This window comes from Pantoea sp. C2G6 (assembly GCF_051336815.1).
GTDB lineage: Bacteria > Pseudomonadota > Gammaproteobacteria > Enterobacterales > Enterobacteriaceae > Pantoea.
The window spans coordinates 443,803-460,234 of sequence record NZ_JBGMNJ010000001.1 but is presented as its reverse complement, the minus strand read 5'-3'; the positions used below and the strand labels follow the sequence as shown (position 1 = coordinate 460,234).

At 62.9% G+C, this 16,432-nt stretch carries 10 protein-coding genes; 3 read left to right on the top strand and 7 right to left on the bottom strand.

The genetic code is table 11. The features are described from left to right. Positions 1–107: 107 nt before the first annotated feature. From cobA to ACCW71_RS02165, 7 genes are all read right to left on the bottom strand, one after another. A complete protein-coding gene (cobA, locus tag ACCW71_RS02195; protein WP_436369340.1) occupies positions 108–929 on the bottom strand; it encodes a uroporphyrinogen-III C-methyltransferase in 822 nt (273 codons plus the stop codon). Further along, on the bottom strand, positions 929–3,547 hold the full coding sequence (locus ACCW71_RS02190) for a nitrate reductase (protein WP_436369339.1): 2,619 nt from the start codon (positions 3,545–3,547) through the stop codon (positions 929–931). The genes cobA and ACCW71_RS02190 overlap by 1 nt, the downstream gene beginning before the upstream one ends. Continuing rightward, positions 3,544–7,611: a nitrite reductase large subunit NirB gene (gene nirB, locus ACCW71_RS02185; RefSeq protein WP_436369337.1), complete on the bottom strand. Its 4,068-nt coding sequence runs from the start codon at positions 7,609–7,611 to the stop codon at positions 3,544–3,546. Before nirB ends, ACCW71_RS02190 begins: the two co-directional genes overlap by 4 nt. A 10-nt stretch (positions 7,612–7,621) precedes the next feature. Then, the gene (locus ACCW71_RS02180; protein ID WP_436369335.1) at positions 7,622–8,410 is read right to left on the bottom strand and encodes an ABC transporter ATP-binding protein; all 789 of its coding nucleotides are present in this window, start codon (positions 8,408–8,410) and stop codon (positions 7,622–7,624) included. Positions 8,411–8,420: 10 nt separating this feature from the next. Continuing rightward, positions 8,421–9,293: a nitrate ABC transporter permease gene (gene ntrB, locus ACCW71_RS02175; RefSeq protein WP_436369333.1), complete on the bottom strand. Its 873-nt coding sequence runs from the start codon at positions 9,291–9,293 to the stop codon at positions 8,421–8,423. A gap of 11 nt (positions 9,294–9,304) precedes the next feature. Next, positions 9,305–10,555, bottom strand: a complete 1,251-nt coding sequence (locus ACCW71_RS02170) for a CmpA/NrtA family ABC transporter substrate-binding protein (RefSeq protein ID WP_436369332.1) — start codon at positions 10,553–10,555, stop codon at positions 9,305–9,307. 260 nt (positions 10,556–10,815) lie between these two features. Continuing rightward, entirely contained in the window at positions 10,816–12,030 is a 1,215-nt protein-coding gene (locus ACCW71_RS02165; RefSeq protein ID WP_436369330.1) for a nitrate- and nitrite sensing domain-containing protein, read from the bottom strand. A 486-nt stretch (positions 12,031–12,516) separates the two neighbouring features. Here ACCW71_RS02165 and ACCW71_RS02160 point away from each other — a divergent pair, with 486 nt between their 5' ends. The 3 genes from ACCW71_RS02160 to tssM all read left to right on the top strand — a co-directional run bounded on the left by ACCW71_RS02160 (position 12,517) and on the right by tssM (position 16,425). Beyond that, the gene (locus tag ACCW71_RS02160; RefSeq protein WP_436369329.1) at positions 12,517–13,008 is read left to right on the top strand and encodes an SH3 domain-containing protein; all 492 of its coding nucleotides are present in this window, start codon (positions 12,517–12,519) and stop codon (positions 13,006–13,008) included. 85 nt (positions 13,009–13,093) lie between these two features. Then, positions 13,094–14,311: a type IVB secretion system protein IcmH/DotU gene (icmH, locus tag ACCW71_RS02155; RefSeq protein WP_436369327.1), complete on the top strand. Its 1,218-nt coding sequence runs from the start codon at positions 13,094–13,096 to the stop codon at positions 14,309–14,311. Next, the gene (tssM, locus tag ACCW71_RS02150; RefSeq protein ID WP_436369325.1) at positions 14,311–16,425 is read left to right on the top strand and encodes a type VI secretion system membrane subunit TssM; all 2,115 of its coding nucleotides are present in this window, start codon (positions 14,311–14,313) and stop codon (positions 16,423–16,425) included. Before icmH ends, tssM begins: the two co-directional genes overlap by 1 nt. Positions 16,426–16,432 lie beyond the last annotated feature (7 nt).

Here is a 16,432-nt window from a genome sequence, read left to right as displayed (position 1 = left end):
TCCCCAGTCAGCACCCCGATCTTTACTCCAGCACACGCACCTCAGCCAGACACGGATCTCAGCGCGCACCACCGCCAACCGGACGGCTCTTCCCTGCCCGCCGCACCCTACCCCCGGTCAGCCGCCTGCACCCCCACACCCAGCTGCAAATCAGCCCGGTAAAACCTCACCACCTCACCCACCACCAGCAACGACGGCGAAACCGGCTTATCCCGCGCCACCGTCTCCGCCAGCCCGCCCAGCGTGGTAATCAACACCCGTTGATCCGGCCGCGTCCCCTTCTCAATAATCGCCACCGGCGTCTCCGCATTCCGTCCCTGCGCCTGCAACTGCGCACTGATTGACGCACTCCAGCTCAGACCCATATAAAACACCAGCGTCTGATTCACCGCCGCCAGCGCCACGTCATCCAGCTGCGGCTCCCCGCTGCGGCCATGCCCGGTAATCAACCGTAACGACTGCGCGCAATCGCGATGCGTCAGCGGGATCCCGCTGGCCGCGGCACATCCCACCGCCGCCGTAATCCCCGGCACCACCTCACAACGAATCCCGGCCTGCTGCACACTCACCATCTCCTCGCCACCGCGACCAAAAATAAAGGGATCGCCTCCCTTCAGCCGGATAACATTGCGCCCGCTGCGCGCCAGATCCACCAGCAACTGATTAATCTGCGCCTGCTTCAGACCGTGCTGACCCGGCTGCTTGCCCACATCAATACACAAGGCGCTATCCGGCACCTCCGCCATTACCGCTTCACTCACCAGCCGGTCATACACCACCACCTCAGCGCGATGCAGCAACCGCAACGCCTTAACCGTCAATAACTCCACATCGCCCGGACCTGCACCCACCAGCCACACCGCACCCTGCTGAGGCTCATCGCCCGCCGGGGCCAGTAACTTATCCAGAGAATCAATTGCTCGTGTCATTACGCCTCCGTTACCTTATCGGACAGCAACAGCTGCTTCAGCTCTGGAATACAGGAGCCACACTGCGTGCCGCATTTAAGCCTCTCGCCCAGCGCCTGCGTGGTGCGACAACCCTGCGCCACCGCCTGCAAAATCGTCTGCTCACCCACCGCCATACAACTACAGATAATCCGGCCCGCCGTACCGCCCTGCGCCGCCTGACCCGCCAGCACACTATGCCGCCCGCTGGCATCCTGCGGCGCGTCACGAAAGGCGGCGGCAACAAAAGCGCTATCCAGCGCCGGCAGCGCGTCAGCCGCATAAAAGGCCAGCTGCAACTCGCCGTCGCGCCATGCCAGCAGACGATAATCCCTGCCGCTGCCCGCCGCGACCTGCAACACACAGCCCGCAACATCGACATGCTCCGCCAGCCACGCCTGCGGCGACCCTTCGCCCGCCACCACGTAACGCTGCACCGTGGGATAAGGGACGCGCGCCCAGTAACGTAACCCCGCAGGCTGCGCGATCTTCCGCTGCCAGAGCCAGCCCTGCCAGCCCACCACCAGCGGCAAAACCCGCACCGGCGTCTGCTTCAGGGCGGGCTGAGCGGAAAAGGGACAGGCGCGACCGGCAACCAGCATATCGACATGACTCTGCTGACTGAACTGCCGGTTCCAGTGCATCGGCACAAACAGCTCGCCGCGCCGCAGCCCGGCATCAACCCGCACCCGCCCGCTGATCCATCCCCGCACCGACTGCACCCGCGCCAGTCCCCCCACCGTCACGCCATAGTGCGCGGCATCAGCGGGATGCAGCGCCACAAACGGCTCATCACAATGCTGCATCAGCCGCGGCACCAGACCGGTGCGCGTCATGGTATGCCACTGATCGCGCACCCGGCCGGTATTCATCAGCAGCGGATAGGCGGCGTCACGCGGCGCGACCGCCGGAGTAGCCGGAACGCTGAGCCGCGCTTTACCATCGGGATAAAAAAAGCGTCGATCGCTGAACAACCGGGCGCACCCCTGCGGATGCGCCGCGTTAACCGGCCACTGAACCGGCCGCAGCGCCTCCCAGTCTGCGTTGCTCAGCTGTGCCAGCCCGCTAATATCAAACGCCCGCTGCCCCCGGTTCTCAAAACCCGACAGCACCGCATGCTCGCGGAAAATCTCTGCCGGATGCTGCCAGCTGAATCCCTCACTGAAGCCCAGCCGCTGCGCCACCTGCGCCAGCAGCCACCAGTCAGGTCGGGCATCGCCTGGCGCGACCACAAAGGCACGCTGACGGGAAAGCCGCCGCTCTGAATTGGTCACGGTGCCGTTCTTCTCACCCCACCCCTGGGCGGGCAGCTGAATATCGGCAAAGGCGCTGGTATCGGTATCCGCCATCACATCAGAGACGATCACCAGCGGACAGGCCGCCAGCGCCTGGGCCACCCGGTTGCCCTCCGGCATCGACACCGCCGGATTGGTGCCCATAATCCACACCGCTTTCACCTCGCCGTCGGAAATCGCCCGGAACAGATCCAGCGCGGTCAGCCCCGGTTCACGGGCAATCGTCGGACTGCGCCAGAAACGCTGCACCCGATCGCAATCCGCGTCAGTAAAACTCATGTGCGCCGCCAGCTGATTCGCCAGCCCGCCCACTTCACGTCCACCCATCGCATTCGGCTGTCCGGTCAGCGAAAATGGCCCGCAGCCCACGCGCCCGATTTTGCCGGTCAGCAGATGCAGATTAAGCATCGCCTGGTTATTGTCGCTGCCGGTGGCGGACTGATTAATGCCCATACACCACAGGGTCAGCACCCGATCGTGCTGGCTGAACAGCTGGAAAAAGTGCGTCACCTGCTGCACGCTCAGATCACACGCCGCCGCGACGCGGTCGACCTCCCACGCCGCCGCTGCCGCCAGCGTCTCATCAACCCCGTTCAGATGCGGCAGCATCGTCGCATCCACACCGCCCCGCTGCGCCAGCCAGTGCAGCAGGCCGGAAAACAGCACCGTATCGCTGCCGGGACGCAGCGGCAGATGCAGATCGGCCTGATCAGCGCTCGCGGTGCGACGCGGATCGATCACCACAACCCGCATCGCCGGACGTTGCAGCTTCGCCTGCATCAGCCGCTGCCAGACCACCGGATGGGCCCAGGCGGCATTCGATCCCACCAGCAGCACCAGATCGGCCTGCTCCAGATCCTCATAGCAGCAGGGCACCGCATCCGCTCCCAGCGCCCGCTTATAACCGACCACCGCCGACGCCATACAGAGCCGCGAATTGGTATCGATATTGGCGGCCCCGATATAGCCCTTCATCAGCTTGTTGGCGACGTAGTAATCCTCAGTCAGCAGCTGGCCGGAGCCGTAAAAAGCCACCGCCTGCGGACCATACCGATCGATCACCGCCCGCAGGCCCGCCGCCGCCGCATCCAGCGCGGCCTCCAGAGTAGCCTGCTGACCGTTAACCCTGGCGGTCAGCAGACGGCCCTGCGGCGTCAGCGTCTCGCCCAGCGCCGCGCCTTTGACACACAACCGGCCCGCATTGGCGGGATGGTGCGGATCGCCAATCACGGTGGCCTGATGAGATCCCTGCGGCGTAACGCAGACGCCACAGCCGACGCCGCAATAGGGACAGGTGCTGTTCATGATGCCTGCGCCAGCTGATTAAGCGGCCGGTTAGCCAGCCAGACCTGACCCGCTTCCAGCTTCACCGGCCAGCAGCGTAGCTGCTGCTGCGGATTATCCAGGCTCTGGCCATCGCGCAGCCGTATCCGCTGCTTGTAGAGCGGCGAAATCACCACCGGTTCGCCGCCGACATCCCCCAGAATCCCGCGTGACAGCACGCTGGCTTCGCTGCCGGGCTCCCGATCTTCCAGCGCATAGAGCGCATCGCCAAAGCGGAACAGCGCGACACGCTCGCTGCCGAGCCGCGCCCCGATCCCCGCCTGCGGCGGAATCGACTCCAGCGTACAGACCGCGCTCCACGGCTCGGCCGGCAGTTGCAGCAGAGCGCGTCCCGGCACCGCTTCGGGCTGGCGCTGACCGCGCACCCGACTGTAGTGCAGCGTCTCATCGGGCCGATCGCTGTTAACCGTCGGCGTAAACAGCGCGCGCCGCGACGGGTCGGCCAGCGTGGTCTGCCATTCGCACTGGTAAGCGTCTACCACCCGCTGCATCTCCTGCTCCAGCGTGGCCCCCAGCCCGAGGCTATCCTCAATCACCACCTGACGCAGATAGTCCAGGCCGCCCTCCAGATTATCCAGCCACACGCTGGTGCGTTGCAGCCGGTCGGCGGTGCGGATATAGAACATCAGCAGGCGATCGACATAACGCAGCAGCGTGGTGTCGTCGAGATCGCTGGCAAACAGATCGGCGTGACGCGGCTTCATGCCGCCGTTGCCGCAGACGTAGAGATTCCAGCCCTTCTCGGTGGCGATCACCCCAATATCTTTGCTCTGCGCTTCCGCGCATTCGCGGGTACAGCCAGAGACCGCCATCTTGATCTTGTGCGGTGCGCGCAGCCCCTTGTAGCGGTTCTCCAGCGTGATGGCGAAGGCGGTCGAATCCTGCACGCCGTAGCGGCACCAGGTTGATCCCACACAGGACTTCACGGTACGCAACGACTTGCCGTAGGCGTGGCCGGTTTCAAAGCCCGCCTCCAGCAGTGTCTGCCAGATTTCGGGCAGCTGATCGAGCCGCGCACCAAACAGATCGATACGCTGGCCGCCGGTAATTTTGGTGTAGAGATCGTAGCGCGCCGCCACCTCGCCAATGGCGATCAGCCCCTGCGGCGTAATCTCGCCCGCTGGCACGCGCGGCACCACGGAGTAGGTGCCATCTTTCTGGATATTGGCGAAGTAGCGATCGTTGGTGTCCTGCAACGGCAGATGGGCCGGTTTCAGCAGATAGTCGTTCCAGCAGGAGGCGAGCAGCGACGCCACCAGCGGTTTACACACTTCACACCCCTCGCCTTTACCGTGCGCGCTCAGCAGCGCATCGAAGGTGCGGAACTCCCCCGCCCGCACCAGGTGATAAAGCTCCTGTCGCGAATAGCTGAAGTGGTCGCAGACATCCTTCTTCACCTCGACGCCGAGATTCTCCAGCTGATACTCCATTACCTGCTTCACCAGCGCCGAACAGCCGCCGCAGCCGGTAGCGGCTTTGGTGCAGCTTTTGATGCTGCTCATCTCACTGCATCCATCTTTCACGGCGGCGCAGATGTCGCCTTTGCTGACGTTTTGACAGGAGCAGACCTGGGCGCTGTCGGGCAGCGCCGCCACGCCGGACGCACGGGCCGGTGCGCCTGCCAGCAGCGGCAGGATCAGGCTCTCCGGCGCGGCGGGCAGGGGTAAAGCGTTCAGCATCATCTGTAACAGCGTGGCGTAGTCGCTGCTGTCACCCACCAGCACCCCGCCCAGCAGCCTTGTCCCCTCCGCCGAGACCACGATTTTCTTGTAGATCCCTTTAGGCCCGTCGGTCCAGTGATAACTCTGACTGCCTGGCGTGCGGCCATGCGCATCACCAAACGACGCCACCTCCACGCCCAGCAGCTTGAGCTTGGTACTCATATCCGCGCCGCTGAACGCGCCCGGCTCCGCCGCCAGATGGGCGGCCAGCGCCCGCGCCATCTGGTAGCCCGGTGCCACCAGACCAAAGATCTGACCGTTCCACAGCGCGCATTCACCAATGGCGAACACATCGTCATCGCTGGTCTGGCAGCGATCGTTAATCTCAATGCCGCCGCGCGGTCCGATGGTCAGCCCCGCCTCACGCGCCAGCTCATCCCGCGGCCGGATACCGGCCGAGAACAGCACCAGATCGCTGTGCAGCGTGCCACCGTCGGCAAAATGCAGCAGCACGCTGCCGTCCGGCTGAGTCTCAATCTGTTCGGTCTGCTTCGCGGTGTGTACCGTAACGCCGAGCGCATCGATCTTCTGGCGCAGCATCAGGGCGCCGCCCTCATCGAGCTGAACGGCCATCAGGCGCGGCGCAAACTCCACCACATGGGTCTCCAGCCCCAGCTGGCGCAGCGCGTTAGCCGCTTCCAGACCCAGCAATCCGCCACCGATCACCACCCCGCGCTGACTGTGGCGGGCGCAGGCGGCGATGGCATCGAGATCGTCCAGCGTGCGGTAGACAAAGCAGCGGTCGCCGTCGTGACCCGGCACCGGCGGCACAAAGGCGCGCGATCCGGTGGCCAGCACCAGCTTATCCCACGCCAGCTGGTTGCCAGCGCTGTCACGCAGGCTGCGCTGTGGCCGATCGATCGCCACCACCTGACAGCCGCTGCGCAGTTCAATGCCGTGCAGAGCAAAAAAGTCCGCGCTGACCAGTGAGAGATCCGCCGCCGTTTTGCCGTTGAAATAGTCCGACAGATGGACGCGGTCGTAAGCCGGCTGGCGCTCTTCGCCATAGACCACAATGTGATAGTGCTGATGTAACTGCCGGGCGACCAGCTGCTCAAGAAACTGGTGACTGACCATGCCGTGACCAATCACGGCTAATACGGGTTTACTCATCTCAGAATTCCGTGCAGCCTGCGGCTGCGGTTCAGGTTGATCGGGATCGAACAGGGCGTTAAGCGTGACGGGGTCAGCCCGTTGCAGTCGCGCCAGCAGCGCAGCGCCCTGTCGGGTATCGCCAGACAGCACCACGCCATGGAGGCGGCCATGCCGCAGAAAGAGACGGCGATAGTCGCCGGAGAGTGGATCAAAGCTGCTGATCGAGTCGGCCTCACTGACATCGCCCGCACTGAACAGCGAAATACCGCTGACTTTCAGCCGGGTCGCCAGCGGCTGACTGACGAAATCCGCCTCAGGCGCGCCCGCCAGCTGCGCCGCCAGAATCTGCGCCTGCGCCAGACAGGGTGCGACCAGACCAAAGGTTTCACCGGCGATCTCACAGCATTCGCCCAGCGCATAGACATCCGGCACTGCGCTGCGTAACTGACCATCCACCAGAATGCCGCGCTGACACGGCAGCCCCGCCGCCTGCGCCAGCGCCACCTCCGGCACCACGCCGATAGCCATCACCACCTGCCCGGCCGCCAGCTGACGCCCATCAACAAGCGTGACCTGCGCTGCGCCAATCGCCCGCAGCCCGCTGTTCAGCTCACAGCGGATGCCGCGCTGTTGCAGCGCCGTCGCCAGCAGTTCGCCCGCCTTTGCATCCAGCTGGCGATCCAGCAGCCAGGGTTTGTGGTGCACCAGCGTCACCTCACGCCCGCGCGCCCGCAGCGCCGCCGCCGCTTCAATGCCGAGAAAGCCGCCGCCCAGCACCACCACCGGCCCCTGCCCGGCCAGCAGCCGTCGGACATCGGCAATGGTGCGAAAAGCCAGCACGTGATCGGCGTGGATGCCGGGAATGGCGGGCAGCCGTGGCTGCGAACCGGTGGCGAACACCAGCCGATCCCACGTCAGCTGCCGCTGATCGGTCTCTGCGGTGCGCGCCGCCAGATTGATCCGCAGCACCGTCTCACCGCTCAGCAGAGTCACACCGTGCTGCTGATACCAGTCGTGATGGTGGATCAGGGTCTCACTGAAGGAGGTTTCACCGGCCAGCACCGGCGAGAGCAGCACGCGGTTGTAGTTGCCGTGCGGCTCGCGGCCAATCACCGTAATGGCGTAACGCTGCGGCGCGCGTTGCAGCAGGCTTTCGACCATCTGCATCCCCGCCATGCCATTGCCTATCACCAGCAGCCGTTGCCTCATGGTCTGCTCCTCACGCCGCGCTGGTCTGTTTTTCATACAAAAAATGCAGCACTTTCTGGCGCAGCTGGTGATAGCGCGGCTCATCCGCCAGCGCGACGCGGGAACGTGGCCGCGGCAGATCGATAGTCAGGATCTCGCCGACCTGCGCCGCCGGTCCGTTGGTCATCATCAGCACCCGGTCTGACAGCAGCACCGCCTCCTCCACGTCATGGGTGATCAGCACGATGGTGGTGTTAAGCTCCTGCTGAATGCGCATCACGCTATCCTGCAAATGGGCGCGGGTTAAGGCATCCAGCGCACCAAATGGCTCGTCCAGCAGCAGTACCCGCGGCTTCATCGCCAGCGCCCGGGCAATGCCGACGCGCTGCTTCATGCCGCCGGAGATTTCGCCGGGCCGCTTGTGCATCGCGTGGCTCATCTGCACCCGGTTGAGATTGTGCTCAATCCAGTCGCGCATCTCCGCTTTGCTGAAGCGGCCTTTAAACACCTGCTGTACCGCCAGCTCGACGTTCTGAAAGGCGGTGAGCCAGGGCAGCAGCGAATGGTTCTGAAACACCACCGCGCGCTCCGGGCCGGGGCCGGTAATCTCGCGGTTATCACACAGCAGCACGCCGCTGCTGGGGCGGGTCAGCCCGGCTATCAGGTTCAGCAGCGTCGATTTGCCGCAGCCGGAGTGACCAATCAGGCTCAGGGTTTCGCCTTCGTGAATATCAAAGCTGACGTTATCCAGCGCCAGAAACTCGCCGCTGGCGGTATTGAAACGCTGACTCACCTGCTGCACGCGAATAATGGGTTGCATGGTTTTCTCCTTATTTATCCCAGCTGAAACGACGCACCAGCAGCATCAGCCCCTGCTCAAGCAGCAGCCCGACCACGCCGATGATCAGAATGGCGATCAGAATGTTTTCCACGTTGAGGTTGTTCCACTCGTTCCAGATCCAGAAGCCAATGCCCAGCCCGCCGGTCAGCATTTCGGCGGCGACAATCACCAGCCAGGCGATGCCGATAGAGAGCCGCACGCCGGTCAGCACCGCCGGCAGCACCGCGGGCAGCAGAATGCGGCGCATCACCGTCCACTCAGAGAGTTGCAGCACCCGCGCCACGTTGAGGTAATCCTGCGGAATGCGCTGCACCCCTTCGGCGGTGTTGATGATCATCGGCCAGATAGAGCAGATGAAAATGGTCCAGCTGGCCGCCGGTTCGGCGCGCTGAAACAGCAGCAGGCCAATCGGCAGCCAGGCCAGCGGGCTCACCGGGCGCAGCAGGGCGATCACCGGATTGAACATCCGGGCCATAAAGGTAAAGCGACCCAGCAGAAAGCCAGCCGGAATGCCGACCAGCGCCGCCAGACCGAAGCCGATCGCCACCCGCTGGAGCGAGGCAAGCACGTTCCAGCCGATGCCCTGGTCGTTCGGACCATTGCTGTAGAAGGGATCGGCGAACAGAATCTGCGCCGCCTGCCAGGTGGCGTAAGGCGAAGGAAAGGCGGGCTCCGACAGCGCCGCAATCTGCCACACCAGCAGCATCAGCAGGATGCCCCCGGCGGCCGGGATGAGGCGCTGAAGCAGCGGGCGCAGCCGTGCTGGCCGGATGGCGGCTTTCGGGGTGAGCTGTAACGGAATAACGGTGGCGCTGCTGTGAGTCTTCACCGGCTGCGCCAGGGCGCGCGCGTCAGTTTTCATGACAACCTCTCTTAACGTTTGATGGCGAAACTGGCGGCATAGGCGGCAGGGTTGCTGCCATCCCAGACTTTGCCGTCGATCAGGGTGCTGCTGCGCATCTCCGTGGCGGGCAGCGCGATCTGCCCGACGGCGCTGGCCGCCTGCTTATAGATGTCGAGGCGGTTGATCTGGCGCGCCACGGCGAGGTAATCGGGATCGCTGTTCAGCAGTCCCCAGCGTTTCATTTGGGTCAGGAACCACATGCCATCTGAGAGCCACGGGAAACTGACGTTGCCGTCGCCAAAGAAGCGCATCGGATGGGCGTCCTGCCACGACTGGCCCAGACCGTTCTGATACTGACCGAGCATCCGCCCCTGAAGCGTCTCTACTTTGGTGTTGATCCAGGCGCGTCCGGCTAACACCTGCGCCGTTTCGCGCCGGTTATCCTCTGAGGCGTCGATCCAGCGCGCCGCCTCCAGCACGGCGGCGGTGAGCGCGCGCGCGGTGTTGGGGTTCTCTTTCACCCACTGCGCGCGGGTGCCGAGCACTTTTTCCGGGTGATCGGGCCAGATCTGCTGGGTGGTGGCGGCGGTGAATCCGATGCTGTCGCTGATGGCACGCTGGTTCCACGGCTCGCCGACGCAGAAGCCGCTCATGTTGCCAATTTTCATGTTCATCACCATCTGCGGCGGCGGGATCACCACGGTGCGCACGTCGTCAAACGGATGGATGCCCGCGTTGGCGAGCCAGTAGTAGAGCCACATGGCGTGGGTGCTGGTGGGAAAGGTATGGGCAAAGGTGAGGCTGCCTTTGGCGCTGCCCGCGACCGCCTGTTTCAGGCTGGCGGCATCGGTGACGCCGCGGGCTTTCAGCTGGTTCGACAGGGTGATCGCCTGGCCGTTCTGGTTGAGCGTCATCAGGTTCGCCATGTCGTGCTGCGGCCCCGCCACGCCGAGTTGCAGCGCGTAGATCATGCCGTACAGCACATGGGCCGCATCCAGCTCGCCGGAGGTGAGTTTGTCGCGCACCGCCGCCCAACTCGCCTCTTTGCTCGCCTGGAGCGTCAGGCCATATTTCTTATCAAAGCCTTTGACCGACGCCATTACCACCGGCGCGCAGTCGGTCAGGGGAATAAAGCCGACCCGGACCTGCGCTTTTTCTGGCGCATCCGATCCCGCCGCCCAGACGGCGTTGCGTAACCCCGGCACAATCCAGGCGGCCCCCAGCGCGGCACCGGAGATCAGCGCCTGGCGTCGTGTCAGTGAAAATGGCGTTTTGCTCATCATCTTGTCCCAAAAAAGGAATAAAAAAAGGCGTCCTCCGCCGGGCCGTAGCCTGCGGATGGACGCCTTTATCCAAAGCACTGATCCCACCGCCGTTGGCGGGAGCAATGCGTACTCAGGGTAAGGTAAAGCAAACTGCGTGCCAGCCCGCAAAACCCGGTGCGCGGCGGGGAATGAGAAGCAGGTGAGTAAAAATTAACCGTTTTTGCACTTCTCTGACGCAGAGCGCGCACAAGCGCTGTGCAGCTACCTCGTTGGAGTTAGCTGCGCAGCGTGGCCGCCACCGCCAGCACCGCCTGCGCGATCTCCAGCACCCGCTTATTCTGGTTCATGGCGCTTTTGCGCAGCGCCTGCCAGGCCGCCTCCTCGCTGAACCCCTGCTGCTGCATCAGCCAGTGTTTAGCCTGATCGATCAGCCGGCGCTCATCCAGCGAAGCGCGCATCGAGGCCAGTTCATCCGCCTGCTGCTGTAACCGCTGCGACTGCTCGCCAATCAGCGACAGCACCGAGCGTCCGAGCTGCGGCGCCAGTCCGTCACTGTCGAGCGTCGCCGCGCCCGGCAGCCAGTCAGCGCCGGAAATATAGAGCGCGAAGTTGCTGTCCGCCTGGGCCACCGTCTGCGCCGCCTGCTGCTGCGCCTGTTCAATCGCCGCGCGGCAGCAGGTCATCAGGCTGGCCGACAGCCGATCTTCCAGCACCTTCATCTGATCCAGCCGCTCAGAGAGCAGTGAAAACCAGTGCAGCGCGCCCCGCTCTTCGCTCTTGCCGCCGGTACAGGCGATGCGCCGCAGCCGCTCAATGTCACGGCTGGCCTGCGCCAGCGGCAGCCAGCTTTCGCACGCGGCGCTATCGGCAAACTGCCGGAAGGTTGTAAAACTCTGCTCCTGAGCCGCGATCAGCGCCACCATCTGGCTGCGCTGGTCGGGCGTGAACTGCCCGGCGGCAAAGCCCGCCGAGCCGATCGCCCGCTCCTGTCCGGCCAGCTCTTTGCCCTGCATAAAGCTGAACAGGGCGATCAGGGCGCGTGAGATAGCGGGATGGCTGGCGGTATCCGCCGCTTCAAAGACCAGATTGAGCAGCGTGCGGATCACCTGGTTAAACGCGCTCATGGCGGCCGCCTGGTCATGCTCACCCAGGCTGATTTGCTGACGCAGGGCCGGCAGTCCCTCCAGCGCCTGCAACGCCGCGGCGATCAGATTGCAGAAGCGGCTGTAGCCCGGCTGCGCCACCGCGGGTGGCAGCGCCTGATAAAAGGCGTGCAGGCTCGCGCTCACCTCCTGCTGGCGGGCCTGACGCTCGGCGGTAAACAGGCGGCCGCGCGAGCAGATCCAGAGATTGCTGGCACCGCGCTCCCGTTGCAGCTGATGCACCAGTTCACTGACGGCGGCGATCAGTTCGCCGGTTTGCAGTAGCCGTTGCAGACTGGCTATATCACTCTGCCGTGATGCCTGTAACCAGCTCAGGGCGTCCCTCATCGCTCACCTCTTATCACGGTTAAAACCCAATCCAAGCAAAAGGCGTGCCGCTTTCCGGCAAAAACCGCGTCATCAGCGGCGCGGAAAGTCTGAAATTAAGCAGATTCTTAAGGCAAATCGATAAAATTTCTCAATAACGAGTCATTAGAAAGGCTTAATAATTTACAATCGGATTGATTGCATGCCAGAATGCGCCACCACGTTCTTAACCGGTTCGCGGTTGCGATAATTCAGTTCGCTTTAACTATCGTAATCTGAGACGCTTTTTTCGCCCTGCTGGCGGGCAAAAAAACGCCTGCTATCACGCATTGCCAGCCGGCGCAATGGTTTGAATTCTCAAAAGTCTTAGGTAGACTAAATACGTTACACCCCCAATATAATCCGTCCTTTTTTAGACTGAATTTCGGCACGATGCGGCGCTGCCCGCGGCGACCTCCGGCATCGGGCCAGGCAATATGCAGATACTTTGATGAGATCACGAGGAACATGGTGAAAAAGAGTCTTGCGTTAACACTGCTGGCGGTTCTCACCCTGGCAGGCTGTAAGGCCCCGCCGCCGCCCGTCACTGACGACACGCTGGTCACCAGCGAAATCAACGGCGTTAAGCTGGTTCACCGGCACGCCGTTGCGGCACCCACCGAATTTGAACCGGTCAACCAGACCTGGCGCGCGCTCTATGGCGCATCGGTCATGACCACGCCCGACTATGGCGGCAAAGTGGTTCGCTATCTCGAAACGGGTAAGCCCTTTGAAGTATTAGGTAATGTGGAACATAACTGGCTGGCGATTGCTGACCAGGCTGACGGCCCGCTGATCGGCTATGTGCCGTTAAAAGCGGGTGTCGAGAGCAGCCGCTACGATGCCACGGTGCAGAGCGATCGTCCCCGTCCCCGTAAAACGAAACAGGTCTGTGTCGCCGTTGGCGGTGCCAGCAAAGCGTGCCGGACTAACGATACCGCGACCTGGATCTTAGACTGAAGATGAAACCCGGCGCATATTGCCCGCAGCACCCTCCTGTGCTGCGGGTAGAGGGATTTGCCATTGGCTGGAAGATCACGAATTAATGACTGTGGAATCCCCTGCGCGTGAGGCGACCCCCTCAGGCAATGAGAATCTTTTACTTCAGGCTGCGGCGCCCCTGCTGAACGCGGTGGTGCAGATCCGTCAGTCAGCCACCCACGACGACCCTGCGGGGCTGCGCCAGTCCCTGATTGATGAAATCCGCCAGTTTGAGCAGCGCTGTAAACAGGCGGGACTGCCGTTTGAGATGATTATCGGCGCGCGTTACTGCATCTGTAGCGCGCTGGATGAAGCGGCGGCGCAGACGCCGTGGGGCACACGCGGCGTCTGGTCCGGCAACGGCATGCTGGTCACCTTCCACAATGAAAGCTGGGGCGGCGAAAAATTTTTTCAGCTGCTGTCGCGCATTTCACAAAGCCCGCAGCAGCACCTCTGGCTGCTGGAGGTGGTGCACTACTGTCTGCTGCTTGGCTACGAAGGCCGTTATCGCGGCAGTGAAAATGGCCGCGCCCAGTGTGACGGCATCCGTAAGCGCCTGAAAATCCTGATTGAAGAAACCCGCGCCCAGCGCCAGATACCGCAGCCGCCGCTGGTGGAGGTGCACCCGCTGGTCAGCACCCTCGCCCGGCCAATGGTGCCGCTCTGGGCCTGTGCCATGCTGGTGGCGCTGATTGGCTGCCTGATCTACAGCGGCCTCAACTGGCGGCTCGGCAACGCCGCGGAGCCGCTGCTGCGCGCCATCTATCAGACCCCGCTGCCGCAGATTACCGCGGGCCGCCGTCCCTCTTCCCCGCAGGCGCTGCTCGATCTGCGCCAGCGCCTGAACGATGTGATTGCCGCCGGGCAGCTGGAAGTGAGCGATGGCGCTTTCGGCAGCAAAGTGATTATTCCGGCGGATAAGCTGTTCGCCGAACAGGGCACGGTAATCAATCCGGTGGGCCGTGCGCTGCTGGCGCGGGTCTCGGCCGCCATGAAAGATGTTAAAGGCACCATTCTGGTGTCGGTGTTTACCGACGATCATCCGGTGGATAACAGCCGTTTTGCCTCCAGTTATGAGTTCTCGTTTGCCCGCGCCAGGGCGATCACCCAGCTCTTACAGCTACAGCTGGAAGATGGCCATACGGTCCGTTCTGAAGGCCGGGGCGACAGCGATCCGCTGCTGCCTAACGACAGCAGCGAAAACCGTACCCGCAACCGTCGCGTTGAAATCACCCTGTTTGCCGCGCCCGAAACGCTCAGTAATCATCAAGGAGCACAATAATGCGCGCTTCCCTGCTTCTGCTGTTAACCCACCGTCTGCTGTGGAGTTTTATCGGCGTCACGGCGCTCAGCTGCCTGGTCTGGATGCTGGGCCCGTTCTGGACATGGGGCGAGGCGCGCCCGCTGGAACCGGCCCTGCCGCGGCAGCTCACCGTCGGGGCGCTCTATTTCCTCTGGGTGCTGTTCCAGCTGATCCCCGCGCTCTATCGCGCCTGGTTTAACAGCCAGTTGCTGAACCGGCTTCAGCTACCGGAGAGCGGCGACCCCGCTGAACGTCAGGCCACCGAAGAGCGGCTTAATCAGCGCTTCAGCGAGGCGGCGATGCAGCTGAAACGCACCCAGTTTGGCCGTCGTCATAGCGGCGGGCTGCTGGCGCGCTTCAACAGCCACTACCTCTATCAGCTCCCCTGGTATCTGGTGATGGGCGCGCCCGGTGCCGGTAAAACCACGGCGCTGCTGAACGCCGGGCTGGAGTTTCCGCTGACCGACACCCTTGGCAAAAACGCCATTCGCGGCGTCGGCGGCACCCGCAACTGCGACTGGTGGTTTACCGACAGCGCGGTGCTGATCGATACCGCGGGCCGCTACGCCCTCCAGGAGAGCCAGCGCGCCCGCGATGCCGCCGAGTGGCACAGTTTTATCAACCTGCTGAAACGCTATCGTACCCGCCAGCCGATCAACGGGGTGATCATGACCATCAGCGTGGCCGATCTGCTGAGTGACTCCGCCGAGGCGCGCTTCGCCCAGGCGAGTGCGCTGCGCGAGCGGATGGCGGAGCTGCATCAGCAGACCGGCATCCACTTTCCGGTCTATGTGATGGTCACTAAAACCGATCTGCTGAAGGGCTTTATGAGCTACTTCGGCTCGGTCGAGAAAGCCAGACGGGACGCCATCTGGGGCTTCACCTTTAACTGGGAGATGGGCAAGCCGCATAAAGGTGACTGGCATCGTCACTTTGGTCAGCAGTTTCAGCAGCTGGAGCAGCAGCTTCAGTTACAGCTGGCGGAGCAGATGACCCAGGAGCGCGATCTCAGTGAGCGCGCAGAGTGCTTCCTGTTTCCGCAGGAGTTCGCCTCACTGCGTCCGCTGCTGAATGAGTACCTCGATATTGTCTTTTCCGAGCATCAGGATGCGGTCGCCTGGAGCCCGCGCGGTCTGTTCTTTACCAGCGGCACCCAGGAAGGGCTCCCTTTTGACCGGGTGATGGGGGAACTGAGCCGTAAGCTGCAACTGCGTCAGGCGGGCGATCACTCGATTGCCGCCTGGGACAGCGTCAACCGCAACAGCCCGATACCGGGTAACAAAGGTCAGAGCTTCTTTATCCGCGATCTGCTGAGCGATCTGATTTTCAAAGAGAGCGGGCTGGCGGGCAGTAACCGGCTGTGGGAGTACCGCAATCAGCTGTTTCACTGGATTGGTTACGGCGTGCTGGCGGGCGCGCTGCTGATTACCTCCAGCCTGTGGGGCATCAGCTACTATCAGAACCAGCACTATCTGCAACAGGTTGCCGCGCGTGTCCCGGCGATTCGTCAGCAGAGCCAGCAGGTGATTCATCAGCCTGCTGATAATATTTTTGATCTGCTACCCTTTCTGAATAGCCTGGTGAAGTTGCCGCTCTCGGAGCGTTTTTCTCTCGATAATCCGCCGCTTACTATGCGGGCGGGCTTATATCGCGGCAATCAGGTCAGCGACGCCGCCTGGGTGCTTTATCAAAATGCGCTTAAGTCTTTGTTGCTGCCGCGCGTGGCGCAGCAGATCACCAATATCCTGCGCAACGACCCTGGCGATGATAATGCGTACAGCCGCAGCGCGCTGCGCGCCTATCAGATGCTCTATCAGCCGCGAAATTATGATGGTGAGTTTTTGCGCGCCTGGCTGTTGCAGAATTTACAGCGTTCTCTGCCTGACACGGTGAGCGCGCGCGATCTTCAGCAGCTTGACTGGCATCTGAGCCAGCTGCTGGACCAGCAGATTCAGTCATCGCCCTATGCGCGGGACAATGCGCTGATGATGCGTAAGCTGGCGGAAAATCTGAAAATTGCGGGCCAGTCTGACCCGGTGCTGGCGGTGACGCCGCTGCACCCTGCCCGGCAATTGACCTCGCATAGCGAGTAAGGGTGAG

Coding starts and splice junctions, on each gene's coding strand:
- tssM (WP_436369325.1), top strand. CDS start 14,311: ATGCGCGCTTCCCTGCTTCTGCTGTTAACCCACCGTCTGCTGTGGAGT.
- ACCW71_RS02160 (WP_436369329.1), top strand. CDS start 12,517: ATGGTGAAAAAGAGTCTTGCGTTAACACTGCTGGCGGTTCTCACCCTG.
- ACCW71_RS02190 (WP_436369339.1), bottom strand. CDS start 3,547: ATGAACAGCACCTGTCCCTATTGCGGCGTCGGCTGTGGCGTCTGCGTT.
- icmH (WP_436369327.1), top strand. CDS start 13,094: ATGACTGTGGAATCCCCTGCGCGTGAGGCGACCCCCTCAGGCAATGAG.
- cobA (WP_436369340.1), bottom strand. CDS start 929: ATGACACGAGCAATTGATTCTCTGGATAAGTTACTGGCCCCGGCGGGC.
- ACCW71_RS02170 (WP_436369332.1), bottom strand. CDS start 10,555: ATGAGCAAAACGCCATTTTCACTGACACGACGCCAGGCGCTGATCTCC.
- ACCW71_RS02180 (WP_436369335.1), bottom strand. CDS start 8,410: ATGCAACCCATTATTCGCGTGCAGCAGGTGAGTCAGCGTTTCAATACC.
- nirB (WP_436369337.1), bottom strand. CDS start 7,611: ATGAGGCAACGGCTGCTGGTGATAGGCAATGGCATGGCGGGGATGCAG.
- ACCW71_RS02165 (WP_436369330.1), bottom strand. CDS start 12,030: ATGAGGGACGCCCTGAGCTGGTTACAGGCATCACGGCAGAGTGATATA.
- ntrB (WP_436369333.1), bottom strand. CDS start 9,293: ATGAAAACTGACGCGCGCGCCCTGGCGCAGCCGGTGAAGACTCACAGC.